The following is a 21,911-nucleotide window of genomic DNA, read 5'->3' on the forward strand; positions in this document are numbered from 1 at the left end:
CTCGTCATGGCGCGAGCCTAGGCCAAGGCGGGGCGGCTGCCCCTGATCCAGATCAAAGCGGGCGGTGGACGGGCGCCCGGGCCATCAGCCGGGTCCGGCCCGCAGTTCCAGACAGCGGCTTTCACGCCTGACCGCCACCGCACCGAATGCATGCCGCGAAAGACGGTCCGTGCAGGCACGGGCGATGGAGTCGAGCTGCGTCGCCGCGGGTGGCTCGAAGACGAGATGGATCCGGCCTTCGGGTTTCAGGCGGGTGCGCAGATGTTCCAGTGCGGCGTCGGCCTGCCGCCAGAACAGGTTGACGTTGATTGCCAGGATGCGGTCGAACGAAGCGGTGGGGGTGTCGATGGATGCGGCATCCGCCACGTCGAATGCCGCTTGTCCTTGTGTGATCCGTGCCGCATTGCGCACGCGAGCGGCGGCGATCATTTTTTTCGAGCGATCGATGGCGTGATAGTGGCCTTCGGACAGGCGTTCGCAGATCGGCGCGCAGGACATTCCATTACCGCAACCAATTTCCAGTACGCGGTGCCCGGGCGACAGGTGCAGGCCGTCGATGGCCCAGAGGATGCGCTGTGGTATCGAGGCCATGGGAATCTCCTGTACGGGAATGTAGCGTCTCACCGGGTTGAACCGGAAAACCGCTAAAGATTTCGACAGCGACCACGCCCGTTGTCAGGCCCAATCCGTCGTGGCGGCGCCGGGGTACCGGGCCTATGATCACCGGCATACCGGCCAGCCAGGATGAGGACATGCGAACCGTCTATGCGTTGTTGTGCCTGTTGGGAACACTCTGGCCGCTGTCATGGCTGTGGCCCTGGCTGGCCGGGCATGGCTTCAACCTGCCCCTGCTGGCGCGACAGGCGTTCGCCACCCCGATCGCCGGCTTCGCCTGGGCGGACGTGCTGGTGTCGGGCATGGCGGTGATCGTGTGGATGGCGGCCGAGGGGCGTCGGCTGGGCATGCGCCGCTGGTGGTTGCCGCTGTTCGGCCTGTCGGTCGGCGTCTCGCTGGCGTTGCCCTGGTTCCTGTGGCTGCGCGAGCATCACCTGGCGACGCGACCGCCGCTGGCGAAGCCCTGATCGGCATGTCCGGATTCACCGTCCATCCGCTGCTGGACACAGGCACCGTCACGGTCAGCGACGTGCTGTGCCGTGGCGAGTGCCGGCACCGCAGCGCGGAGGAGTGCGCGCGTGCGACGCATCTGGTGTTTCCGTATCGCGGCCTGTACCTGCGCCACGTCGGTGGCGAGCAGTCGGTGGCCGACGCCAACCACGTGCTGTGCTTCAACGCCGACGAGGGCTACCAGGTCAGCCATCCGGTGAGCGGCGGCGATGCCAGCCTGGTGCTGTCGGTGGCACCGGGGCTGTTGAGCGAGCTCGCGCCGGCGGATCTGCTGCACCGGCATGACGAACCCGGCTTCAACACCCAGTCGCTGCGCATCGACCCGCGCGCCCAGGCGTTGGTGGCATTGCTGCGCCACAGCCTGCGCCATCGCGCGATCGAGCCGCTGGAAGCCGAGAGCCTGGGATTGACCCTGCTGTGCCGCAGCCTGGGACCGCGCACCCGCCATGCCAGCAGCGCCACCCGCGCGCGCAGTCGGCTGGTGGACCGGGTGAAGGTGCTGCTGGCGGGCGACCTGGGCCGGCGCTGGAGCCTGGCGGAGATCGCCGCGGAGATCGGCGGCTCGCCTGTGTACCTCACCCAGGTCTTCCAGCAGGTCGAAGGCATGCCGCTGCATCGCTACCACCTGCGCCTGAGGCTGGCGCGCGCGCTGGATCTGGTCGCCGGCTGCGAGGACATGTCGGCGCTGGCGCAGGATCTCGGCTTTTCCAGCCACAGCCATTTCAGCGCCGCGTTCAGGCAGGTGCATGGCCGCACGCCGTCGGCCTTCCGCCGCGCCGCGCTGGCGAAGAGCGCGTAGTCGCGCGCGCTTGAATCGCTAAAGAATCCGACAGCGCCGGCATCGTCGCGATGGTCTCCTGTGTCTGCCCGGAGTGGCCGGGCATTCACCGGAGAGCGTCATGAGCGAGAAGACCTGCGCCGTCTGCGATTACCCGCTGGACGGCAACGCCATCGAAGTCAGCATCGGCGGGCACACCGTCGAGGTGTGCTGCGAGGAATGCGCGCAGAAGCTGCGCGAGGCCGAGGCGCGCCGCTGAAGGCGCGGATTGTCGGGTGGCGCGCGGTAGCGGCGCGCCACCCGGTGGCGGATCAGTTCAACACGCCATGCGGCTGGATCCAGCCGCTGGCGATGCCGATCATCACGATCACGATCAGCGCCACCGAGAAACCGATGCGGCGGGTCAGCGCGTTGACGGTGCGCTTGCTGCGGCCTTCGTCGACCAGCATGTAGTACAGGCCGGCGCCGAGGTTGTAGAGGATGATGCCGAGGAAGCCGAGGATGAGCAGGAGTTTCATGGACGGTGTCCGATGGAGTGGGCGCGTCAGCCGGCGCGCGCGGGGGCGGGCATGCACCAGGCCCGCACGGCGATGGCGAGGGTCATCACCATCAGGAACAGGCCGTAGGCGACCGAGGTGGCAAGCACCTGTTTCCAGATCGCGCCGGCGTTCGGATCGGCGTTGAGGAAGCCCCAGTGCATGCCCCACGCCGAGAGCGCGGTGGCCAGCACCAGCGCGATGGTGTCGAACAGGCGCCGGCCGGTGCCGCGTGGCTGGCGCGGATAAATCCAGTACAGCGCGGCGAGGATGGCGAACCAGGGCAGGAACAGGATCAGGGCCAGATTGAGTTCGACCTGCGCGTTCATGGGCGTGCGACGGGGGAGGGGAAGCTGCCGCCATCCTAGGCATTGCGGAGCAGTTGTCCAAGAATCAGAATCCTTGTCGAAAAACCGGATCAGATTCGGCATTCAGACAGTAACTGATTGATTGGAAAGGGCTGAAATGAAGCGCTACGAATCCCTGGCCGAGGACATCGCGCGCTCCATCCGCGAAGGCCTGCTGCGGCCCGGCCAGCGGCTGCCGTCGGTGCGCCAGGCCAGCGCGCGCCGCAAGGTCAGTCCCGCCACCGTGTTCCAGGCGTATTACCTGCTGGAGGCGCGCGGCCTGATCCGCTCGCGCCCGCGTTCGGGTTACTACGTGGCCGCCGACGCCCTGCCGCTGCCGCCGGAACCCGAACGCGCCTCGCAGCCGGCCGACGGCGCCCGTCCGGTGGATGTGAGCGAACTGGTGTTCGAGGTGCTGGAATCGGCGATGGCCCACGACGTGGTGCCCTTGGGATCGGCTTTCCCCAGTCCGCTGCTGTACCCGCTGGACAAGCTCGGGCGGGCGATGGCCGCCGCGGCGCAATCGCTGGATCCCTGGAGCACGGTGGACGACCTGACGCCGGGAAAGATCCAGCTGCGCCGGCAGATCGCGTTGCGCTACCTGATTGCCGGCATGCAGGTGTCCGCCGAGGAAATCGTCATCACCAATGGCGCGCTGGAAGGCCTGAACCTGTGCCTGCAGGCGGTCACCCGGCCGGGGGATACGGTGGTGGTGGAATCGCCGTGTTTCTATGCCGCCCTGCAGGCGCTGGAACGGCATGGCCTGCACGCGCTGGAAGTGCCCACGCACCCGCGCGAGGGCATCGATCTGGGCGCGCTGGCGCAGGCCATCGAGCGTCATCGTCCGGCGGCGTGCTGGCTGATGACCAGTTTCCAGAATCCGCTGGGCTGCACGCTGTCCGAGGAAAGGAAACGCGCGTTGGTGGAACTGCTGGATCGCCACGACATCCCGCTGATCGAGGACGACGTGTATGCCGAACTGTACTTCGGCGAGCGCCGCCCGCTGCCCGCCAAGGCCTTCGATCGCGGCGGGCGGGTGATGCACTGCGGTTCGTTCTCCAAGAGCCTGGCGCCGGGCTACCGGGTCGGCTGGGTGGCGCCGGGCCGCTACACCCGCGAGATCGCCCACCACAAGCTGACCTTCTCGCTGGCGACCTCGGCACCGGGCCAGCTCGGCCTGGCGGCCTACCTGGAGAAGGGCGGCTATGAGCGTCATCTTCGCCGCCTGCGCAAGGTGCTGGAACAACAACAGCAGGAATACATGGGCGCCATCGCGCGCCATTTTCCCGAAGGCACGCGGGTGACCCGGCCACAGGGCGGCTATTTCCTGTGGCTGGAATTGCCAACACGGGTGGACGCGCTCTTGCTGCATCGCCAGGCACTGGCGCAGGGCATCAGCCTTGCGCCCGGACCGATGTTCTCGGCCAGCCGCGCGTTCCGGCATTGCATCCGCCTCAACCACGGGCACCCGCTGGATGCGCGCGCCGAAAACGCCCTCGCCACGCTGGGCCGGCTGGTCACCGCCCAGATCCAGGATCCTGTGCTGCGGGATTGACGTGAGTCGCGAGCTTTTCCCTGGCGTCCACGTATCCGGTGTCGCGACTGACGTCGCTCCTACAAGCAAGAGTGCAGACATTTCCGGCATCTCGCCCCGGATGCCTGCCGGCCGATACCCGTCATAGCCGGCGGTCTTTCCTGTAGGAGCGACGTGAGTCGCGAGCTCTTCCCTGGCGTCCACGAATCCGGTGTCGCGACTGACGTCGCTTCTACAAGGAAGAGTGCGGGCATTAACCCGCTTTAACAGGTGGTCTTTCCTGTAGGAGCGACGTGAGTCGCGAGCTTTTCCCTGACGCCCACGAGCCCGCTGTCGCGACTGACGCCGCTCCTACAGAATCTTGACCGGACCGGTGACGGAAGGTCTCTTACAATACCGTCGACATGCGCAAGATCATCCACATCGACATGGACGCGTTCTACGCGTCGGTGGAGCAACGCGACGATCCCTCGTTGCGTGGCAAGCCGGTGATCGTCGCCTGGCGCGGCACTCGCTCGGTGGTATGCGCGGCGTCCTACGAGGCGCGCACGTTCGGGGTGCGTTCGGCGATGCCGGCGGTGCGTGCCGAGCGGCTGTGCCCGGACGGCATCTTCGTGCCGCCGGATTTCGTCCGCTACAAGGCGGTGTCGCGGCAGGTGCGCGAGATCTTCCTGCGCCAGACCGATCTGGTCGAACCGCTGTCGCTGGACGAAGCCTACCTGGATGTCACCGAATCGCGGACCGGGCTGCCTTCGGCCACCGCCATCGCCGAGACCATCCGCGCGCAGATCCGCGAAGAGACCGCCCTGACCGCGTCGGCCGGGGTGGCGCCGAACAAGTTCCTCGCCAAGATCGCCTCGGACTGGCGCAAGCCCGATGGCCTGTTCGTGATCCGGCCGCGGCAGGTCGAGGCCTTCCTCACCCCGCTGCCGGTGGAACGCATCCCCGGCGTGGGCAAGGTGATGCTGGGCAAGCTGCATGCGCTGGGCATCCGCACGGTGGGCGAGCTGCGCGAGCATCCGCAGGCCGAACTGGAACAGCGCTTCGGCAGTTTCGGCGCCAGCCTGTACCGGCGCGCGCGCGGCGTCGACGAGCGCCCGGTGGAGCCGGACCAGCCGGTACAGTCGATTTCTTCCGAGGACACCTTCGAGCGCGACGTGCCGCTGTCGGCCATCGACGAGCAGGTGCGCCGCCTCGCCGGCAAGACCTGGGAGGCGACCCGCAAGACCGATCGCATCGGCCGCACCGTGGTGCTGAAGCTGAAGACCGCCCAGTTCCGCATCCTCACCCGCAGCTTCACCCCCGAGGCGCCGCCGGCCAACATGGAAGAGTTCACCGCGATCGCGCTGGCATTGCGCGATCGCGTGGACCTGCCGGCGGACACGCTGTACCGATTGGTGGGCGTCGGCTTGTCCGGCTTCCGCGAGCGCGGCGAGGTGGCGGAACAACCCGGGTTGTTCGACGAGTCGCCGAATCTTTCCTTGTAGGAGCGACGTCAGTCGCGACCGCATCCCCCGATCTGCGCAGATTCGTCTCCCGACGTCGGGATGATCCGCCCGGGGCCTCCTGGTTTGAAGGCCCCGATTTTCCTGGTGGTCGCGACTGATGTCGCTCCTACAGGTGCCTAAAAAAGCCCGGCGATTGCCGGGCTTTTCGATGCGGCGCCGCGCTCAGCGCCTGGGCTGGTAGCGCAGGCTCAGGCCGTACTCGCGGCCCGGCTGGTTGTACCAGCCGACGGTTTCGTACTCGCGATCGAACACGTTGTCGACCTTGGCCAGCAGCGTCCACTCAGGCGTGACCGCGTATTCCAGCCGCAGATCGGCGGTGGCGAAGCCACCCAGGCGGGTCGCATTGGTCAGTTCATCGTAGCGGTAGCCCGCGCCGTTGATGGTCGCGCCGACACGGAAGTCGCCGAACGCGCGATCCGCGTCGATGCGGCCGGTGTTGCGCGCGCGGCGCGGCAGCAGGTTGTCGTTGTTGGCGGCGCTGCGATTGCGCGGGTCGGTGTGGCTGAGCTGGGCGGACAGATCCCAACCGGCCAGGGTTACGTCGACGGTGAATTCGGCGCCGCGGATGCGCGCCTCGTCGACCTGCACCATCGCGAAGCGGCTGCCGTCGTAGGTGATCAGATCATCGATGCGGGTTTCATACAGATCCAGCGCCCAGTGCCAGGCGTCGCCGTTCTGGGCGATGCCGACGTTCAGGCTCTTCGACTTTTCCGGTTCCAAGTCGCGGTTGCCGCTCCACGGGTCGTACAGATCGCTGAAGGTCGGCGCCTTGAAGCCGGTGCCGTAGCTCGCGCTGAGCTTGAAGCCCTTGCCGAATCGCATGCCCCAGCCCAGGTTGCCGGTGGTGTGGTTGCCGAATTGCTCGTTGTCGTCGTTGCGCACGCTGGCCTGCAACTGATGCGCGCCGAACTTGCCCTGGTACTCGACGAAGCCGGCGGTATTGCGGCGGCTGTCGGCGGCGTAGTCGGTGGTGCTGTCGAGGTGATCGATGTACCAGTCCGCGCCGACCGTCAGCAACTGGCCCAGGCCCAGGCCGATGTCGGCCTGCGCGCTGGCGGTGTCGCGGTGGGTGTTGTGGGTGCTGTCGTGATCGACTTCGTTGCGGTAGTTGTCGGTCTCGTTGTCGCTGCGGCCGACGTTGACGGTCAGGGCGAAGCGATCGGTCGGCACGTAGCGGACCTTGCCGTTCAACACCTGCTGCACGTTCTCGGTGTAGTTGTAGTAGCCGTCGTACCGGTTCGCGCCTTCGGCGCGCAGCGCGCTGGCTTCGGCGGTCAGCGTATCGGTCAGCTTGTAGCCACCGCGCAGGCTGGCCGAGACGTTGCGGTAGCCGTCGCGATCCGGCTCGTCGGCGTAGCAGCCCCTGCCCGGTGAAATCGAACCACGGCAGGCATTGATGCCATCGGTGCGCTGGTAGGACGCATCGGCGCCGAACCAGCCGCGCTCGCCGCCGCCGCCGAAACCGGCGCTGGCCTGGCGCAGGCCGTTGCTGCCGCCACCGACCTGGAAGTGCGGCGCGTAGCCACCCTGGTTGCGGCGGGTGAAGATCTGGATCACGCCACCGATGGCCTCGGAGCCGTACAGGCTGGAATTCGGGCCGCGCACGATCTCGATGCGATCGATCTGCGCCAGCGGCAGGTCCGGGATGGCGGCGGCGGCGAAGTCGGCCGAGTTCACCCGCACGCCATCGATCAGCACCAGGGTATGGCTGGAGTTGGTGCCGCGCAGGAACAGCGAGGTCTGCTTGCCCAGGCCACCGGCATTGGTCAGGTTGATGCCGGCGCGACCGCGCAGCAGATCCTGCAGCGAGGACGCCTGGCTGCGCTCGATGTCGGCGCGGTCGATCACCTGCGCCGGCACCAGGCTGTCTTCCAGCGCGATCGCGGTGCGGGTGCTGGTGACGACGACGTCGTCCAGCTGGGTGGCGTCCTGGGCGAGGGCCAGGCCCGGCAGGGCCAGGGCGACGGCCAGGGACAGGGTACGAAGATGTGGCATTGCAGTCGGCTCCATGCGCCGCGCGCTCCCGCGCGGCATGAGGGGGAGGCGGCAACGCGGGAACGGGAAGACAGCGGAAACGACCGTACGCACGGCGCTCGCCGCCGCAACGCCCGCCGCGTCGCAACCAGTCGTTCTTTCGGGCCGGTCTCCGGGCTTGCGAGTGCGATGGCGACCATCGCCGGCCAGGGCGCCTTCCCGTGCGGATGCACAGTGGCGTATGCCCAGGCCTGGCTCGCTTACCGTTGCGGGGGCAGCGCCGGAATCACCCGCGTCGGCGCCGAGGCGGCGCATGCGGATTCACCGGCTTCCCGTTTCAACCCGGGGCGGAACCGCCCGCGGGTCACCAGAAAGCGCGGCGATTCTAGCAGAAGCCGGTCCGGCGGGAGCCGGACGGCGGACCCGGTTCGGCGCGCGGCCGGGCGGCGGTCACGCCTCCCGTAGAATCGCGACTCTCCTCCATAGAAAGAAACCCGCACGTGTCCCAGGACTGGATCCACGCCGACTGCCGGCAGCCCTCCCCCGAACATCGCGAACGCGCGCGCGCGCGCCAGGATGAGCTGACCAAGCCGCAGGGATCGCTCGGGCGCGTCGAAACCCTGGCGATCGAACTGGCGGCGTTGCAGCACCGGGATCGCCCGGTGGCGACACGGGTGCCGGTGATCGTGTTCGCCGGTGATCATGGCGTGACGGCGCAGGGGGTGTCCGCGTTTCCGTCCGAGGTCACGGTGCAGATGCTGCACAACTTCGCCAACGGCGGCGCGGCGATTTCGGTGTTGGCGCGTGAACTCGGCCTGCCGCTGTCGCTGGTGGATGCCGGTACCCGGGCCAGCCAGGCCATTGCCGGCGTGCACGCCGACAAGCCCTGCCACGGTACCCGCGACTTCAGCGTCGAAGCGGCGATGAGCGAGGACGAACTCGCACACGCGCTGGCCGCCGGGCGCCGCGCGGTCGAGGCGGCGGGCGATGCGGATCTGTTCGTGTTCGGCGAGATGGGCATCGGCAACACCACGGCCGCCAGTGCGCTGGCCTGCGTGCTGGCGGATCTGCCGCTGGAGGAACTGGTCGGCGCGGGCACCGGATTGCAGGGCGATCGCATCGCCCACAAGCAGCAGGTAATCGCGGATGCGTTGGCGCTGCACCGCCCCCACATCGCCGCCGCCGAAGCGCCCGCGCGCGAAACACTGCGTCGGGTCGGTGGACTGGAAATCGCGGCGATGGCCGGCGCGATGATCGCCGCCGCGCAGCGCGGCGTGCCGGTGCTGGTGGACGGCTTCATCGTCTCGGCGGCGGCGCTGGCCGCGGTGGCGCTGCAACCGCAGGCGCGGCCGTGGCTGCTGTTTTCGCACCAGTCCGCCGAGCGCGGCCATGCGCGGGTGCTGGCGGCGCTGGACGCGTGCCCGTTGCTGCACCTGGATCTGCGGCTGGGCGAGGGCAGCGGCGCGGCGCTGGCGCTGCCGCTGTTGCGGCTGGCCTGCGCGTTGCACGCCGGCATGGCGACGTTCGCCGAAGCCGCGGTTTCCGGGCGCGACGAAGCGCCATGATCCTCGACCTGGTGCGCCACGCCTCGACCGGACGTGCCGGCCACTTCGACGGACGCACCGATTCGCCGCTGCTGCCAGGCGCCGCCGATGCGGTCCGTGGCGGTTGCGCGGGCGTCGCCTGGTCGCGGGTGATCAGCTCGCCGCGCCAGCGCGCGCTGCACACCGCACGGGCATTGGCGACTGCGCAGGCGATGCCCGTGGATGTCGTCGAAGACTGGGCCGAATGGGATTTCGGCGACTGGGATGGCCAACATCGCGACGCGATCGCGGTGGACGACGCTGCGCGCCATGCGCTGCAGGCGTTCTACCAGGATCCGGGTGCGTACCCGCCACCCAACGCCGAACCCTGGGCCGACTTCCAGGCGCGCATCGATCGCGCCCTGCGCGCGCTCGCGCCGCTGGATGAGGCATCACCGGTGCTGGTGGTCAGCCACGCCGGCCCGCTGCGGCTGGCACTGGCGCTGGCCTGCGGCCTGCCGCTGGCCGCGCTGTGGGCGATACGCATCGACTACGGCACCCGTTTGCGCCTGCGGGTGCAGACCGACGCGGCGGATCGCCTGTGGGGTGAATTGATCGAGGTGAGGCAGGCATGAGCGTGCGCAAACTGATCCTGGCGGTGCAGTTCCTGACCCGCCTGCCCACGCCGCAGCTGCGCGACTTCCGCGAAGAGGAACTCAGCCGCACCGCGGTCTACTTCCCGCTGGTGGGCGTGTTGATCGGCGTGCTGGTGGTCCTGCCGCTGTGGGCGCTGGACATGCGGCCATGGCTGGCGGGGCTGCTGGCGCTGATCGCGTGGGTATGGGTGACCGGCGCGCTGCACCTGGATGGCCTGGGCGACGTGGCCGATGCCTTCGGCGCGGCGCACCGCAATCCGCAGCGGTTCCTGGAGGTGCTGAAGGATCCGCACATGGGCGTGTTCGGCGTGGTCACGATCGTGCTGCAGGTGCTGGCCAAGTTCGTGCTGCTCGCCGAACTGGCCGACGGTGCATGGCTGTGGGGCGTGCTGCTGGTGCCGGCCTGGGCGCGCTGGGCCACCACATTGCTGTGGAGCCGCTGGTTGCCGCCGCTGCACGCCGGCATGGCCGAACGCTTCGCCTGGTATCGCAACGAAGGCGCGTACTGGGATTGGGCCTGGGGCGTGGCGCTGGCGGCGATCAGCCTGTGGCTGGCGCCGCCGCTGCTGGTCTGCCTGCTGCTGGCGCCGCTGACCGCGTGGTACTGGAAACGCCGGCTGGGCGGCATTTCCGGTGATTGCCTGGGCGCCAGCACCGAAGTGCTGGAAACCCTGCTGCTGCTCGCATTGGCGCTGGCGCCGGCGACCTGGCGCCTGCTCTGAGGCCGGCGACTCAGTCGTCCTGATCGCCGCCGGGCGAATCGAACAGGTTCATCGCCGGCGCGCCGCCTTCCTCTTCCTGCACATGGGTCGTGGTCACCGGCGCGGCGGCGGGGCGGCCCCGGGGCGGCGGCAGCAGCGCGGCGGCCGCGTCGTAGGCCACCAGCAGTTCGCCCCGACGTGCCTCCGGCAACTGCTGCCAGTGGCAATCCAGCAGCGCGCCTTCCAGCGCGTACAGCAGATTGAGGCTGGGGCGGAAGCCGGCGCGCTTGACCCGCATGAAGGCCTCGACCGATCCCACCGCCACCAGATCCTCCTGCGTGCGCAGGCCGACCTGGCGCAGCCAGGCCGCCGACTTGGGACCGATGTTGCGCATCTTGGCGGTGCTGATGCTCATGCCAGCGCCTCCACGAAGATCGCCGCGACGGTTTCCAGGCCCTGTTGATCCTCCGCGTCGAAACGCGCCAGGCGCGGGCTGTCCAGATCGAGTACGCCGACCAGGCGATCGTGCTTGACCAGCGGCACCACCAGTTCCGAACGCGAGGCGCTGTCGCAGGCGATGTGGCCCGGGAACGCCTCCACGTCCTCGACCCGCTGGGTCTGGCGGGTCCGCGCGGCCGCGCCGCAGACGCCCTTGTCCAGGGCGATCCGCACGCAGGCCGGCAGGCCCTGGAACGGGCCGACGACCAACTCGGTGCCGTCGTAGAAATAGAAGCCGGCCCAGTTGAGATCCGGCAGGGCGTGGTAAATCAGCGCCGACAGGTTGGCGGCATTGGCGATGCGGTCGCTCTCGCCGCTGAGCAGGGCGCGCGCCTGGGCGGCCAACTGCGCGTATTGTTCCGGTTTGCTGCCGGTCAGGGTCTGGCTGGTGAAGGACATCGCTCGATTCTAGCCCGACCCGTGATGGGGCCGGTGCGCCGGGAAATGGATGGATTGATGAAGAGAACGTGATGGCCGGCAAAAACAGGACGTCGTCACCGGACCGGGAGTGCCGGCGGTCGATGGGCTGGCAATCGCGGGGACGCCCGCTACCATCCTCGGTCCTGCGCCGCGCGCGCATCGGAACCCTCAACGGATGCAGAGCTTCTTCGTTACCGGCACCGATACCGGAGCCGGCAAGACCTTCGCCAGCACCACCCTGCTGCATGCGCTGCGCGGACGCGGTCACCGGGCCATCGGGATGAAGCCGGTCGCCAGCGGCTGCGAACGCACCGCGGACGGCTGGCGCAACGAGGATGCGCTGGCCTTGCTGGCCGCCAGCGAACCCCGTCCCGCGTATGCGGACCTCAATCCCTATGCGCTGCCCGAACCGCTGGCGCCGGAAATCGCCGCGCGCGAAGCCGGCGTGACCCTGGCCCTGGCGCCCATCGTCGACGCGTACGGGCGCTTGCGGTCGCAGGCGGATGTCGTGGTGGTGGAAGGCGTGGGCGGCTGGGCGGCGCCGCTGTCGGCCTCGCTGGATCAGTTGGATCTGGTGCGCGCGCTGCGCTTGCCGGTGGTGCTGGTGGTGGGCATGCGGCTGGGTTGTCTCAACCACGCGCGCCTGACCGAACGCGCCATCTGCGCCGATGGCGCCGAACTGATCGGCTGGATCGCCAACGAGGTGGATCCGGACATGGCGCGGCGGGACGAGAATTTCGAACTGCTGAAGGCGCGCATCGAGGCGCCGTGCTGGGGGCGGTTGGCGCATCGCACCCCGGTGGATCCGGCGGCGATGGCGGATCGGATGGTGTTGCCGGGTTAGGTGGGCTGCGCCTGGCCGGGGAGGGGTTCGATGCTTGTGTCTGGAGAAGCGGATTTCCAACAAGCGTGGAATTCGGCGAAGAGCGCCCCCATCCGCCTTCGGCACCTTCCCCCGCGGGCGGGGGGAAGGGGACGTCGGGCATAAAAAAGGCCCGGCAGCGCGAGGCGCTGGCCGGGCCGGATTGCGCGGTGGGAGGGGAGTCCGCGCAAATTTCAGAGAGAGCTTTTAAAACCGTATTACTTGGCGGCCTTGGCAGCCTTGGTCGCCTTGGCCACGGTGGCCTGGACGTTGTCGGTGGCGGCTTCGTACTGGCTCTTGGCCAGCTGGCCGAATGCTTCACCGGTCTTCAGGGCCAGACCGAACACTTCCTGGCCGGCGGCGACGAGGCGCTCGGTGTTGTCCTTGGCGATCTGCACGCCCTTCGGCCACAGGGTCTTGTAGCTGTCGAGATCACGCACTTCGGCCAGCTCGCCGAAGAAGGCGGTGGTGGCGTCGACGTTCTTCTCGAAGGTCTTCAGCTGGACGCCGAAGATGGTTTCGGCGCTTTCCAGGGCCAGACGGTTCGCGCGGGCAGCGGCCGCCGCGAACTGATGCGTGTAGGTGCTGAACTGCTCGTTGAACTGGGCGGACATGGTGCACTCCAAAAGGGAATACGAGGATGTTGCGGCGCAGCATACCGAGGTCTTTGTTGCGGTGCAATAAAAGGCGTATGGTTTTCCGACGAACGGTTAGTCCCCGTTAAAAATCAGCCGCTTGCGAGCGAAAGCTGAATAGGGGGCGGGACCGCGCGAGGCCACCGATGCGCGCGGTTCCGCGGCGCTGTCGCCCCGCCCTGGCGCGGTGCAATCGGCCGCCCGCCGTCGCCCCGTCCACGCCCGCTCATCGTCGGGACCGCGCACGGCAAACGGGCCACCCTCGGGTGGCCCGCGCGAAGTGCTCCAGGGTTCGAGCGGCCGGGGACGTGCCGCCGGACGACGTACCGCCGGACTCAGCCGCGGTAGCGGCTGCCGGCGGTGCAGGTTTCGTGGACCACGACCTCGCTCAGGCCGGGCAGGGCCGGCTTGAGCTGCGCCCAGATCCAGGCGGCCAACCGCTCGCTGGTCGGATTCTCCAGCCCCGGGATGTCGTTGAGGTAATGGTGATCCAGGCGATCGTAGACGGGCTTGAACGCCGCCTTGATGTCGGCGAAGTCCATCACCCAGCCGGTATGCGGATCAATCTCGCCGGAGACATGCAGCTCCACCCGGAACGAATGCCCGTGCAGCCGCGCGCACTTGTGCCCTTCGGGCACGTTCGGCAGGCGATGCGCGGCTTCGAGGGTGAAGATCTTGAAAATATCCATGCGCCTATTGTCCGCTGCGGTGCATGAAGGCGGCAAATCCGGCCTCGCCTCTTTTTGGGAAATCCGTCTTCACTGGATTGTAACGATTCGCATTTGCATCTAAGATGCGTCGGCAGCCAGCAACCGACACCGGTTTCGCCAGCGATTCCGTCCCCTCAGGAACCGATGATGAAACCGCTGACCCTGCTGACCGGCACACTCGCGTGGGCCGCCATGGCGACCGCCTCTGCCCATACGCCCTACCTGTCTCCCAGCAACTTCGCGCCGCAGGCCGGCGAGACCGTGGCGCTGGATGCGGCCTTCGCCGAGACCTTCTTCATTCCCGAGGCGGCGTTCGACAACAGCCGCTTCGTGATCACCGGGCCGGACGGCGCCAGCACCGCGCCGGACGCGATGCAGGTGTTCAAGACCCGCGCGGTCGCCGAGCACCGCATGCCGCAGGGCAAGGGCACCTACCGGTTCAGTACCGGCCCGCGCCTGGGCGCGCTGTTCCGCACCTGGGAAGTCGATGGCAAGCGCGGGAGTTCGCGCGATCCGGCGGTGAAGATTCCGGCCGGCGCCAAGCTGCTGTCCAACTTCCAGTCGCTCACCCTGGCCGAAACCTACGTCAGCATCGGCGCGCCGGACACCGCGTCCCTGCGCGCGCGGGGGCAGGGATTGGAGTTCGTGCCGATCGATCATCCCAACGATCTCTATGTGGGCGAGTCGTTCGCCTTCGTCGTCCAGCACGACGGCAAGCCGCTGGCCAACCAGCCGGTTGAAATCACCGAGGCGGTCTGGACGTCGGATCGCAAGCCGCAGGTCGTGAACCTGACCACCGACGCCGAGGGCCGGGTGAGCTTCCCGCTGCAACGCGCCGGCACCTGGCTGGCGCTGTCGCGCCATCGCACGCCGGCACCCGCCGGTGCGCCGGTGGACGAATACAGCCTCAGCTACACGCTGACTTTCCGCGTGCTCGAACCCTGAGTCGCCCTCTTCGGATTTGTTGGAGTCCACGATGAAAACCACCTACCTCATTGGCGTGGTCGCCACCGCGCTGCTGCTTCCCCACGCCGCCGACGCCTGGCAGTCGCCGCCCGCGCGCCCGCTGGTGGTGGGCCACAGCGACAACATCACCGCGTTCATCGCCCAGCATGACGGCAATGGCGACGGCCGCCTGGGCTGGGACGAATTCGACGCCTTCCGCCGCCAGCGCTTTGATGCCACCGATGCCAACCGCGACGGCAGCGTGGACGTGGAAGAGTACGTACGCGAGTTCGACGCCCGATCCCGGCAGGCGCGGGAACAGGCGCGCGAGGACCAGATGACCCAGGCGGCGCGCCGGTTCGAGGCGCTGGACGCCGATCGCGATGGGCGCGTGTCGCGGGCCGAGTTCGACGCCTCTGGCGAACGGGTGTTCGCCGAAGGCAGGAAGGCACTGGAAAAGGAGAACACCGAACTGGCGAAGAGCGGCGACGCGGCCACCGAACGCGCCGCGCGCGCCGAGCGCAGGCGCAGCCGGATGGAACTGCCCAGCGCGCATACCGGCGACGGCTTCCTGGCGCTGTACGACGGCGATGGTGATGGCCAGGTCGATCGCGCGGAGTTCGACCGTGCCCGCGCCGGACAGTTCGAACGCACCGACGCCAACCGGGACGGCGTGCTGGACCGCGAGGAATACCTGGCGGAATTCCGCCAGCGCCTGGACCAGCACCACGCCGCGCTGGGCGGCGGTTCGGACAGGCAGACGCGTGTGCGTTTCGCCGCCCTGGACACGGACAAGGATGGCCGGATGACCTTCGCCGAATACCAGGTATCCGGGCGACGCAGTTTCGACGGTGCGGACCGCAATCACGACGGCGTGGTCGATGCGGCCGACGCGGCGTTGCCGCCGCCGGCGCGGCCGCCCCGCACCGCCGCGGGACGCTGACAGACGCCGGCATGGGGATGCCGATGAACACTGCATCGCTCCAAGGGATGCCCCTACGCGCGGACCCCGCGCGACGCCTCCCGCCGCGGCGGCGCGTCGACCCCTGCCGGCACCCGCGATAGCGGGCGCCACCCCGTTTCCCGCATCGCCCGTGCGCGATGCCTCGCCCAGCAACGCAGGCCGCCGATGGCGGCGGCAGCCAGGACCGGAGCGCTCCCCTCGAAGCGCGCATTTCCCTTCCCGACTGTCGGAGTCCCACCATGAAACCGTCCTCCCGCCTGCTCGCGCTGGCCATCGCGTCGAGCCTCTCCTTCCCGCTGTACGCTGAAACCCCGTCCGATGCCGACGCTACCAAGACCTTCGACCCCGTCGAGGTGAAGGCAGAGCGCGAAAAGCGCAAGTCCGCCAACCAGAACGTCACCGTCATCGACGCCGGCCAGATGGAGAACGAGATGGCGGAGAACATGGAGGATGTCATCCGCTACATCCCCGGCGTCAGCATCGTCGACATGGGCCGCTTCGGCGACAACGGCTTCAACATCCGCGGCATCGAGGGCGATCGCGTCGCCATGACCGTTGATGGCCTGAGCATGGCCGAAAGCCTGGAGACCGCGCGCAGCTACGAGTTCTTCCGGGCCGGGCGCGGTGGCGTGGACATCGATTCGCTGAAGGCGGTCGAAGTGATCAAGGGACCGGACTCGATTGCCGCCGGCAGCGGCGCGCTGGGCGGCGCGGTGGTCTTCACCACCAAGGATCCCGCCGACTATCTGAATGCGGCGGGCAACGACACCCACGTCGGCCTCAAGCTCGGCCATACCAGCCACAACGACGAGAAACTCGGCTCGCTGACCCTGGCCAACCGCACCGGCATCGTCGAATCGATGCTGGTCTACACCCGGCGCAAGGCGCATGAGGCCGAGGGCTGGTACGACCGCACGGCGGTGGAAACCGGCAGCGCGCGCCGCCTGCCGGATCCGATCGATCACGACAGTACCAACGTGCTGGCCAAGGTCGATTTCGTGATCAGCGACGCGCACCGGCTGGGCGCGGTCTACGAACGCAATCGGGTCGACAATCGGGTCGACAACCTGAGCCGGGTCAGCGCGCCGGGCTATCTCGAACGCTGGGGCGACGACAGCAGCGAGCGCGACCGCTACGGCATCCGCTACCGGTGGAATGCCGGCAATGCGGTGTTCGATACCTTCGAACTGCAGGCCGACCGCCAGGAGACCAAGAGCCGCGGCATCACCCGCATCCTGACCGGCAGTGGCACCTCCAGCACGCCGGCCACGCCGGTCACCACGCCGTGTACTCGCGCGCTGACCTGCTGGCGCGCCGAGGATCGCACCACCGAGCAGACCCTGGACCGGGTGGCGCTGGATTTCGACAAGGCGCTGGAAATGGCGTCGGTCCGGCATGCGCTGGTCTACGGCGCCGCCTGGCAGCAGCGCGACATCGACTTCCTTGCCATCGACTACCGCTGGAACAACCGCGGTGCGCTGGATACCGCCACGGTGGATCCGGCGCAGGTGCCGAAGACCGACGCGACCTCCTGGAACCTGTATCTGCGCGACCGCATCGGCTTCCTGGATGATCGCCTGCAGCTTACCCTGGGCGCGCGCTACGACCGCTACGACTATTCGCCGCGGGTGGGCGGCACCTTCCTGGATCCGACCGGCAGCGTGCGCGACGTCAGTTTCGCCGCGCCCACCTGGCAGGCCGGCGTCAGCTATCAGTTCCTGCCGCGTCAGTCGCTGTGGTTGCAGGTCGGACGCGGCTTCCGCGCACCGACCACCGGGGAGATGTATGCGCCCACCAGCACCACCCAGATCATCGAGGTGGCGACCGGCAACACCGTGCAGGTACCGACCTCGGCCGCCAATCCGGATCTGGAGGCGGAAAAGAGCCTGAGCGCGGAGCTGGGCTATCGCTGGGAAAGCGACAACGCGCGTTTCGGCATCTCGGTGTTCCGGGATCGCTACGACGATTTCATCGAAAGCGTGCGCCTGACCGCCAATCCCGGGACCGCGTACCAGAGCTGTTCGCGCGGCACCTGCACCACCCGGTTCGGCTACGACTACAACACGCTGGCCAATGTCGGCGAAGTCACCGTCAAGGGCGTCGAGCTGGAAGGCCTGTGGCGCTTGGGGGACACCTGGCTGCTGCGCACGGCCTGGTCGCACAACGAGGGTGAACAGAAGGACGGACGCCCCCTGGACAGCATCAACCCGGACAAGGGGGTGCTGGGCCTGAGCTGGCAGGGCTGGGACGACCGCCTGCGCATCACCGGCAACCTGACCCATTCGCTGGCCAAGAAGGGACGCGACGCGGATCTGCAGCCGGACGTGTTCGGACAGGTGCCGCAGCGCTTCCTGAGCGATGCCTACACGACGATCGACCTGTTCGGAAGCCTGCGCGTGAACGAGCACCTGCGCATCAACGCCGGCGTGTACAACCTGATGGACGAGCGCTACTACCAGTGGGCGCGCATCCGCAACGTCACCCGCGGCGACTTCTACCTGTACGGCTACGCCACCGACGACGGCATCGGCCGCTACAGCGAGCCCGGCCGCAATTACCGCGTGTCGGTGTCGTACAGCTTCTGAAGCCATTTCCGGGCGCATGGGAAATCCATGCGCCCGCGGCATCGCGCCTAGTCCGCCGCCGCCGCCGCCGCCGGACGCTTGCCTGGCGTGAAATCGATGCGTCGGCGCTCACGGATGCGTTCGCCCTCTATCCGGCCTTCCACCAGTTCGTAGCCAAGCAGCGCGAACACGCGATCACCGATGAACAGGGGCCGGGCATTGCCGTACCAGTCCATGCAGCTGGCGCGGCAATCATCGTCCTTGCCGGTATCGGAAGCCGTGTCCAGTTGCCCCATCCCGCTCAATCGCAGAGCGCGGTTGCGCAGATAGAGCACGCCAGCCGAGCCCTCGAGATAGTGCTCCATGTCTTCCCGTGTCCGCCGCGCCACCGGCAACCCCACGATGCCCACATCGGGTTGCTGGCGCTTGTAGAAGAATCCGTGCGTGCGGGATTCGCCTTGCGCGGCGTTCCGCTGCACGAAGCTGCTGACCGTCGCTGCGCGTTCGCCCAGGCGCAGGCTGGTGAAGTGCAGGTCATCGCCGGCGTTGCCGACCAGCACGCCATCCGCGCCGATCGCCTCGATGCGCTCCACCGCGTGCGCGAGGACCAGTGTTTGCGCCGGGTCACGCTGCTCGTAGCGCAGGGCATGCGCCAGTGCCCGATCATCCTCATTGGTATCGCGGCCCCAGCGGGTTTCGTTGTCGCCGTTGTAGACCAGCCAGTCGCCGATGTAGCGGTTCTGCGGGTCGTATCGGGAGACGGGCGGAAGCGGCAGGTAATGCCACGATTGCGCCGCGTCGCTGCCGTCGCCGAATGCGGTTAGCGGCACGCGCAGCAACGCCGTGTCGCCCTCGCGGGTTTCCGCCTTCCACATGCCCTCGCCGGGTGATTCGGCGGTCACAAGGACGTTGAGGTAGCCATCCGCTCCCTGCAGGAATGACAGCTGGTCGATGGGGCCACCACTGGTCTTCAGGCCGGTCGGGGCACTGCCGTCGAGCGGGATGCGGAACACCGAGGAGCGCGCCGGTGCGTTGTCGTCGTCCGGATACTCGCTCGTCCATATGAAGACGGAATCGGCGGAGACATAGAACACGCGGCCCTCGGGCCCCAGCACGGCGGTGGACTCGCAGGCCATGTCGCGCCGGGACAGGTCGCAGCGGGTCACGGTATGCAGGGCCAGCGAATCCTTGAATGGGTCCAGGGTGTCGTCGCTGCGATGGATGCGGGTGGCCGGCAGGATGCGTTCGAACTTTCCGTTGTTCCCATCCTCGCGTCGCCACTGGCGGAGCGCCGGATAGAAGCTGTCGCTTCCGAGCTTCCAGGGGGACAGTTCCAGCGGCGAATAGAAGATCAGGGTCTGCCCGATCAGGCGACTGGCGTAGTTGCGCGAGGAATAGTAGTCGTTGGCCCGCAGCTGGTAGGTGGCGCGATACGCCAGCCGGCCTTCCGCATCAATGTCGAACAGGCCGATCTCCGTGCCGCCGCGGTCGTAGCTGTAGCCGATGACGGCGATGGTGTCGCCGGTGATCAGCATTTCGTCGTACCAGCTGCCACCGGGATCCACACCGGGTCCAAAAGCATCTATGGATGCGACCGCGCGCAGCGCGTCGCCGCCAACTTCCAAAGTAAACAACCGGCCGCGCCTCAGTACTACCAGATGGCGTCCGTGTTGCTTGACGATGCCGCCCTCGTCGACGCCCGCGGTCTGGACGTTGGTGATGGATTCGGAGTCGGCGATCGCACCGCTGACGGTGACGGTATCCAGCGACCCCGATCCCGGTTCGGAAGCGCTGCCAGGAGAAAGCAGGAGGGCGTAAACAGGGGCGGGCGCCGGGAGCGGTGATGATTCTGCCTTTCGTCGGGCGTCCTGCTTGCGGCGCTCCTCCGCCTGCCGCCAGCGCGACAACTGGGCTTCCCAGCTTTCCTGGTCATAGGCGGGAAGCGTTTTGCCGGCGGCGCGATTGTGAGGATTCGCCGAGCAGGCCACGTTCGCGGCCATGCATGCCAACAGGACCAGCAGGCCTATCGACTGATTGCGCACCATTCGTCCCCGCTCCCTGGCCGGGCATCGGCCCCGTTGATGATGGTAAACGGGACCGGGGATGAAGCGGGGTTATCCGGGTGCGATCAGCGTCCCTGGCCGCCCCGACCGCCGCGTGCGCCGGCACGCCCGTCCTGGCGCCGGCCACCGCCACCGCCATGCTTCTTCGGACCGGCGTGGGCGTGGCGCGGAGCTTCGCCGTGCGGACGGCGGTTGTGCTTGCGCGGGGCCTTGTTGCCGGCGGGACGGTCGTCGTGGCCGGCCTGCGAGTTGCCCCAGCGGATCGGCACCTGCGGTTCGAAGCCACGCACTTCCACGATGTCCAGATCACGCTTGAGCATGCGGTTGATCTGGCGCAGCAGCTTGGCCTCGTCCTGGGCGACGATCGAGATCGCCTCGCCCTGCGCGCCGGCGCGGCCGGTGCGGCCGATGCGATGCACGTAGTCCTCGGCCACCATCGGCAGGTCGAAGTTGATCACCCGCGGCAGCTGGTCGATATCGATGCCGCGCGCGGCGATGTCGGTGGCGACCAGCACGTTGACCCGGCCGGCCTTGAAGTCGCCCAGCGCGCGCAGGCGCGCGCCCTGCGACTTGTTGCCGTGGATCGCCGCGGCGCGCACGCCGCTCTTTTCCAGGAACGTCGCCAGCTTGTCGCAGCCGTGCTTGGTGCGGCCGAACACCAGCGTCTGCACGCGACTGTCGGCGGCCAGCAGGTGCAGCAGCAGTTCGCGCTTGCGGCCGCCGTCGACCGGATGCACGCGGTGGGTGATGGTGTCGGCGACGGTGTTGCTCGGGGTCACCTGCACCTGGTGCGGCTCGTGCATGAACTCCAGCGCCAGCTCGCGGATCGGATCGGCGAAGGTGGCCGAGAACAGCAGGGTCTGGCGGTTCTGGCGCGGCAGCTTGGCGAGGATGCGCTTGATCGAGGGCAGGAAGCCCATGTCGAGCATGCGATCGGCCTCGTCCAGCACCAGCACCTCGATGCCGGACAGGTCCACGCTGCGGCGCTCGATATGGTCGATCAGGCGGCCCGGGCAGGCGATGACCAGATCCACGCCACGGCGCAGCGCGTCGAGCTGGTTGCCCATGCCGACGCCGCCGTAGATGGTGGTGCTGGGAATGCGCAGGTACTTGCCGTAGGCGCGCAGGCTGTCATGCACCTGCACGGCCAGTTCGCGGGTCGGGGTGAGGATCAGCGCACGCGGCTTGCGGCCGCCGCGCGGGGCGACTTCCTGCGGGGTGGTCGCCAGGTACTGGATCAGCGGCAGGCCGAACGCGGCGGTCTTGCCGGTGCCGGTCTGGGCGCCAGCCAGCAGGTCGTGGCCGGCCAGCGCGAGCGGGATGGCCTGGGCCTGGACCGGGGTGGGCTCGGTGTAGCCCTGCTCATCCAGCGCGCGCAGCAGTGCCGGCGCCAGGCCGAGGGATTCAAACGTCATTGCGGAATACTCCAAAGGCGGCGGACGCCACCCGCGCCGGCGGCGCGCGGTCAGGCGCGGCGGCGATGGCGGATCGGCCGTTTACCCGTAGCGTTCCCTGGAAACCGCGCTGCGAGAGGGGAAAAAGGCGGAAGACGCCACATGGCGACTCCG

Annotated in this window: 22 protein-coding genes and 1 riboswitch; of the genes, 12 read left to right on the forward strand and 10 right to left on the reverse strand. The window is 68.2% G+C overall.

The window, feature by feature from the left end; translation table 11 throughout:
- Nucleotides 1-84 precede the first annotated feature (84 nt).
- The gene (locus AC3DE2_RS00395; protein ID WP_488424556.1) at nucleotides 85-591 is read right to left on the reverse strand and encodes a class I SAM-dependent methyltransferase; all 507 of its coding nucleotides are present in this window, start codon (nucleotides 589-591) and stop codon (nucleotides 85-87) included.
- Nucleotides 592-752: 161 nt separating this feature from the next.
- Between AC3DE2_RS00395 and AC3DE2_RS00400 the strand changes: the two genes are divergently transcribed.
- The 3 genes from AC3DE2_RS00400 to AC3DE2_RS00410 all read left to right on the forward strand — a co-directional run bounded on the left by AC3DE2_RS00400 (nucleotide 753) and on the right by AC3DE2_RS00410 (nucleotide 2,162).
- Nucleotides 753-1,082: a DUF2834 domain-containing protein gene (locus AC3DE2_RS00400; protein ID WP_488424557.1), complete on the forward strand. Its 330-nt coding sequence runs from the start codon at nucleotides 753-755 to the stop codon at nucleotides 1,080-1,082.
- A 5-nt stretch (nucleotides 1,083-1,087) separates the two neighbouring features.
- Entirely contained in the window at nucleotides 1,088-1,924 is an 837-nt protein-coding gene (locus AC3DE2_RS00405) for a helix-turn-helix transcriptional regulator (RefSeq protein ID WP_488424559.1), read from the forward strand.
- A gap of 100 nt (nucleotides 1,925-2,024) precedes the next feature.
- Entirely contained in the window at nucleotides 2,025-2,162 is a 138-nt protein-coding gene (locus AC3DE2_RS00410; RefSeq protein ID WP_295383104.1) for a hypothetical protein, read from the forward strand.
- A gap of 52 nt (nucleotides 2,163-2,214) precedes the next feature.
- On the opposite strand, the gene AC3DE2_RS00415 is transcribed toward AC3DE2_RS00410, so the two are convergent.
- Nucleotides 2,215-2,421 (reverse strand): twin transmembrane helix small protein, encoded by a 207-nt coding sequence (locus AC3DE2_RS00415; RefSeq protein WP_295383102.1) that lies wholly within the window; start codon nucleotides 2,419-2,421, stop codon nucleotides 2,215-2,217.
- A gap of 26 nt (nucleotides 2,422-2,447) precedes the next feature.
- Nucleotides 2,448-2,768, reverse strand: a complete 321-nt coding sequence (locus AC3DE2_RS00420) for a hypothetical protein (protein WP_488424561.1) — start codon at nucleotides 2,766-2,768, stop codon at nucleotides 2,448-2,450.
- 136 nt (nucleotides 2,769-2,904) lie between these two features.
- Between AC3DE2_RS00420 and AC3DE2_RS00425 the strand changes: the two genes are divergently transcribed.
- Both AC3DE2_RS00425 and dinB read left to right on the forward strand, forming a co-directional pair.
- Nucleotides 2,905-4,341 (forward strand): aminotransferase-like domain-containing protein, encoded by a 1,437-nt coding sequence (locus AC3DE2_RS00425; RefSeq protein WP_488424563.1) that lies wholly within the window; start codon nucleotides 2,905-2,907, stop codon nucleotides 4,339-4,341.
- 383 nt (nucleotides 4,342-4,724) lie between these two features.
- Nucleotides 4,725-5,807 (forward strand): DNA polymerase IV, encoded by a 1,083-nt coding sequence (gene dinB, locus AC3DE2_RS00430; RefSeq protein ID WP_488424565.1) that lies wholly within the window; start codon nucleotides 4,725-4,727, stop codon nucleotides 5,805-5,807.
- Between the two features lie 183 nt (nucleotides 5,808-5,990).
- On the opposite strand, the gene btuB is transcribed toward dinB, so the two are convergent.
- Nucleotides 5,991-7,823, reverse strand: coding sequence for a TonB-dependent vitamin B12 receptor (gene btuB / locus AC3DE2_RS00435; RefSeq protein WP_488424567.1), 1,833 nt, complete (start codon nucleotides 7,821-7,823; stop codon nucleotides 5,991-5,993).
- A 125-nt stretch (nucleotides 7,824-7,948) separates the two neighbouring features.
- Nucleotides 7,949-8,189, reverse strand: a riboswitch (cobalamin riboswitch).
- Between the two features lie 113 nt (nucleotides 8,190-8,302).
- On the opposite strand from btuB, the gene cobT reads away from it, so the two are divergent.
- From cobT to cobS, 3 genes are read left to right on the forward strand one after another with little or no spacing between them, the layout of a single operon-like run.
- Nucleotides 8,303-9,367 carry a nicotinate-nucleotide--dimethylbenzimidazole phosphoribosyltransferase gene (cobT, locus tag AC3DE2_RS00440; RefSeq protein WP_488424569.1) on the forward strand — a complete coding sequence of 355 codons (1,065 nt, stop codon included), beginning with the start codon at nucleotides 8,303-8,305 and terminating at the stop codon, nucleotides 9,365-9,367.
- Nucleotides 9,364-9,960: a histidine phosphatase family protein gene (locus AC3DE2_RS00445; RefSeq protein ID WP_488424571.1), complete on the forward strand. Its 597-nt coding sequence runs from the start codon at nucleotides 9,364-9,366 to the stop codon at nucleotides 9,958-9,960. The genes cobT and AC3DE2_RS00445 overlap by 4 nt, the downstream gene beginning before the upstream one ends.
- Nucleotides 9,957-10,703, forward strand: coding sequence for an adenosylcobinamide-GDP ribazoletransferase (cobS, locus tag AC3DE2_RS00450; RefSeq protein ID WP_488424572.1), 747 nt, complete (start codon nucleotides 9,957-9,959; stop codon nucleotides 10,701-10,703). The genes AC3DE2_RS00445 and cobS overlap by 4 nt, the downstream gene beginning before the upstream one ends.
- Before the next feature lie 10 nt (nucleotides 10,704-10,713).
- On the opposite strand, the gene AC3DE2_RS00455 is transcribed toward cobS, so the two are convergent.
- A complete protein-coding gene (locus tag AC3DE2_RS00455) occupies nucleotides 10,714-11,091 on the reverse strand; it encodes a TfoX/Sxy family protein (RefSeq protein ID WP_488425228.1) in 378 nt (125 codons plus the stop codon).
- A gap of 2 nt (nucleotides 11,092-11,093) precedes the next feature.
- On the reverse strand, nucleotides 11,094-11,579 hold the full coding sequence (locus tag AC3DE2_RS00460; RefSeq protein WP_295382921.1) for a GAF domain-containing protein: 486 nt from the start codon (nucleotides 11,577-11,579) through the stop codon (nucleotides 11,094-11,096).
- Nucleotides 11,580-11,775: 196 nt separating this feature from the next.
- On the opposite strand from AC3DE2_RS00460, the gene bioD reads away from it, so the two are divergent.
- Entirely contained in the window at nucleotides 11,776-12,444 is a 669-nt protein-coding gene (bioD, locus tag AC3DE2_RS00465) for a dethiobiotin synthase (RefSeq protein ID WP_488424574.1), read from the forward strand.
- A gap of 236 nt (nucleotides 12,445-12,680) precedes the next feature.
- On the opposite strand, the gene AC3DE2_RS00470 is transcribed toward bioD, so the two are convergent.
- Both AC3DE2_RS00470 and queD read right to left on the reverse strand, forming a co-directional pair.
- The gene (locus AC3DE2_RS00470) at nucleotides 12,681-13,076 is read right to left on the reverse strand and encodes a phasin family protein (protein WP_183640850.1); all 396 of its coding nucleotides are present in this window, start codon (nucleotides 13,074-13,076) and stop codon (nucleotides 12,681-12,683) included.
- A gap of 356 nt (nucleotides 13,077-13,432) precedes the next feature.
- A complete protein-coding gene (gene queD / locus AC3DE2_RS00475; protein ID WP_295382925.1) occupies nucleotides 13,433-13,786 on the reverse strand; it encodes a 6-carboxytetrahydropterin synthase QueD in 354 nt (117 codons plus the stop codon).
- Nucleotides 13,787-13,954: 168 nt separating this feature from the next.
- Between queD and AC3DE2_RS00480 the strand changes: the two genes are divergently transcribed.
- The 3 genes from AC3DE2_RS00480 (at nucleotide 13,955) to AC3DE2_RS00490 (ending at nucleotide 18,301) form a co-directional block, all read left to right on the forward strand.
- On the forward strand, nucleotides 13,955-14,752 hold the full coding sequence (locus AC3DE2_RS00480; protein ID WP_488424576.1) for a DUF4198 domain-containing protein: 798 nt from the start codon (nucleotides 13,955-13,957) through the stop codon (nucleotides 14,750-14,752).
- Between the two features lie 31 nt (nucleotides 14,753-14,783).
- On the forward strand, nucleotides 14,784-15,695 hold the full coding sequence (locus AC3DE2_RS00485) for an EF-hand domain-containing protein (RefSeq protein WP_488424578.1): 912 nt from the start codon (nucleotides 14,784-14,786) through the stop codon (nucleotides 15,693-15,695).
- 260 nt (nucleotides 15,696-15,955) lie between these two features.
- Nucleotides 15,956-18,301, forward strand: a complete 2,346-nt coding sequence (locus tag AC3DE2_RS00490; protein WP_488424580.1) for a TonB-dependent hemoglobin/transferrin/lactoferrin family receptor — start codon at nucleotides 15,956-15,958, stop codon at nucleotides 18,299-18,301.
- A 47-nt stretch (nucleotides 18,302-18,348) separates the two neighbouring features.
- Here the strand turns inward: AC3DE2_RS00490 and AC3DE2_RS00495 are convergent, their stop codons facing one another.
- The gene (locus AC3DE2_RS00495) at nucleotides 18,349-20,325 is read right to left on the reverse strand and encodes a beta-propeller domain-containing protein (RefSeq protein WP_488424582.1); all 1,977 of its coding nucleotides are present in this window, start codon (nucleotides 20,323-20,325) and stop codon (nucleotides 18,349-18,351) included.
- Nucleotides 20,326-20,408: 83 nt separating this feature from the next.
- Entirely contained in the window at nucleotides 20,409-21,758 is a 1,350-nt protein-coding gene (locus tag AC3DE2_RS00500; protein WP_295382931.1) for a DEAD/DEAH box helicase, read from the reverse strand.
- Nucleotides 21,759-21,911 lie beyond the last annotated feature (153 nt).

The organism is Pseudoxanthomonas sp. 68-E7 (assembly GCF_057773145.1).

Coding starts and splice junctions, on each gene's coding strand:
- AC3DE2_RS00395 (WP_488424556.1), bottom strand. CDS start 591: ATGGCCTCGATACCACAGCGCATCCTCTGGGCCATCGACGGCCTGCAC.
- AC3DE2_RS00400 (WP_488424557.1), top strand. CDS start 753: ATGCGAACCGTCTATGCGTTGTTGTGCCTGTTGGGAACACTCTGGCCG.
- AC3DE2_RS00405 (WP_488424559.1), top strand. CDS start 1,088: ATGTCCGGATTCACCGTCCATCCGCTGCTGGACACAGGCACCGTCACG.
- AC3DE2_RS00410 (WP_295383104.1), top strand. CDS start 2,025: ATGAGCGAGAAGACCTGCGCCGTCTGCGATTACCCGCTGGACGGCAAC.
- AC3DE2_RS00415 (WP_295383102.1), bottom strand. CDS start 2,421: ATGAAACTCCTGCTCATCCTCGGCTTCCTCGGCATCATCCTCTACAAC.
- AC3DE2_RS00420 (WP_488424561.1), bottom strand. CDS start 2,768: ATGAACGCGCAGGTCGAACTCAATCTGGCCCTGATCCTGTTCCTGCCC.
- AC3DE2_RS00425 (WP_488424563.1), top strand. CDS start 2,905: ATGAAGCGCTACGAATCCCTGGCCGAGGACATCGCGCGCTCCATCCGC.
- dinB (WP_488424565.1), top strand. CDS start 4,725: ATGCGCAAGATCATCCACATCGACATGGACGCGTTCTACGCGTCGGTG.
- btuB (WP_488424567.1), bottom strand. CDS start 7,823: ATGCCACATCTTCGTACCCTGTCCCTGGCCGTCGCCCTGGCCCTGCCG.
- AC3DE2_RS00445 (WP_488424571.1), top strand. CDS start 9,364: ATGATCCTCGACCTGGTGCGCCACGCCTCGACCGGACGTGCCGGCCAC.
- cobS (WP_488424572.1), top strand. CDS start 9,957: ATGAGCGTGCGCAAACTGATCCTGGCGGTGCAGTTCCTGACCCGCCTG.
- AC3DE2_RS00460 (WP_295382921.1), bottom strand. CDS start 11,579: ATGTCCTTCACCAGCCAGACCCTGACCGGCAGCAAACCGGAACAATAC.
- bioD (WP_488424574.1), top strand. CDS start 11,776: ATGCAGAGCTTCTTCGTTACCGGCACCGATACCGGAGCCGGCAAGACC.
- AC3DE2_RS00470 (WP_183640850.1), bottom strand. CDS start 13,076: ATGTCCGCCCAGTTCAACGAGCAGTTCAGCACCTACACGCATCAGTTC.
- queD (WP_295382925.1), bottom strand. CDS start 13,786: ATGGATATTTTCAAGATCTTCACCCTCGAAGCCGCGCATCGCCTGCCG.
- AC3DE2_RS00480 (WP_488424576.1), top strand. CDS start 13,955: ATGAAACCGCTGACCCTGCTGACCGGCACACTCGCGTGGGCCGCCATG.
- AC3DE2_RS00485 (WP_488424578.1), top strand. CDS start 14,784: ATGAAAACCACCTACCTCATTGGCGTGGTCGCCACCGCGCTGCTGCTT.
- AC3DE2_RS00490 (WP_488424580.1), top strand. CDS start 15,956: ATGAAACCGTCCTCCCGCCTGCTCGCGCTGGCCATCGCGTCGAGCCTC.
- AC3DE2_RS00495 (WP_488424582.1), bottom strand. CDS start 20,325: ATGGTGCGCAATCAGTCGATAGGCCTGCTGGTCCTGTTGGCATGCATG.
- AC3DE2_RS00500 (WP_295382931.1), bottom strand. CDS start 21,758: ATGACGTTTGAATCCCTCGGCCTGGCGCCGGCACTGCTGCGCGCGCTG.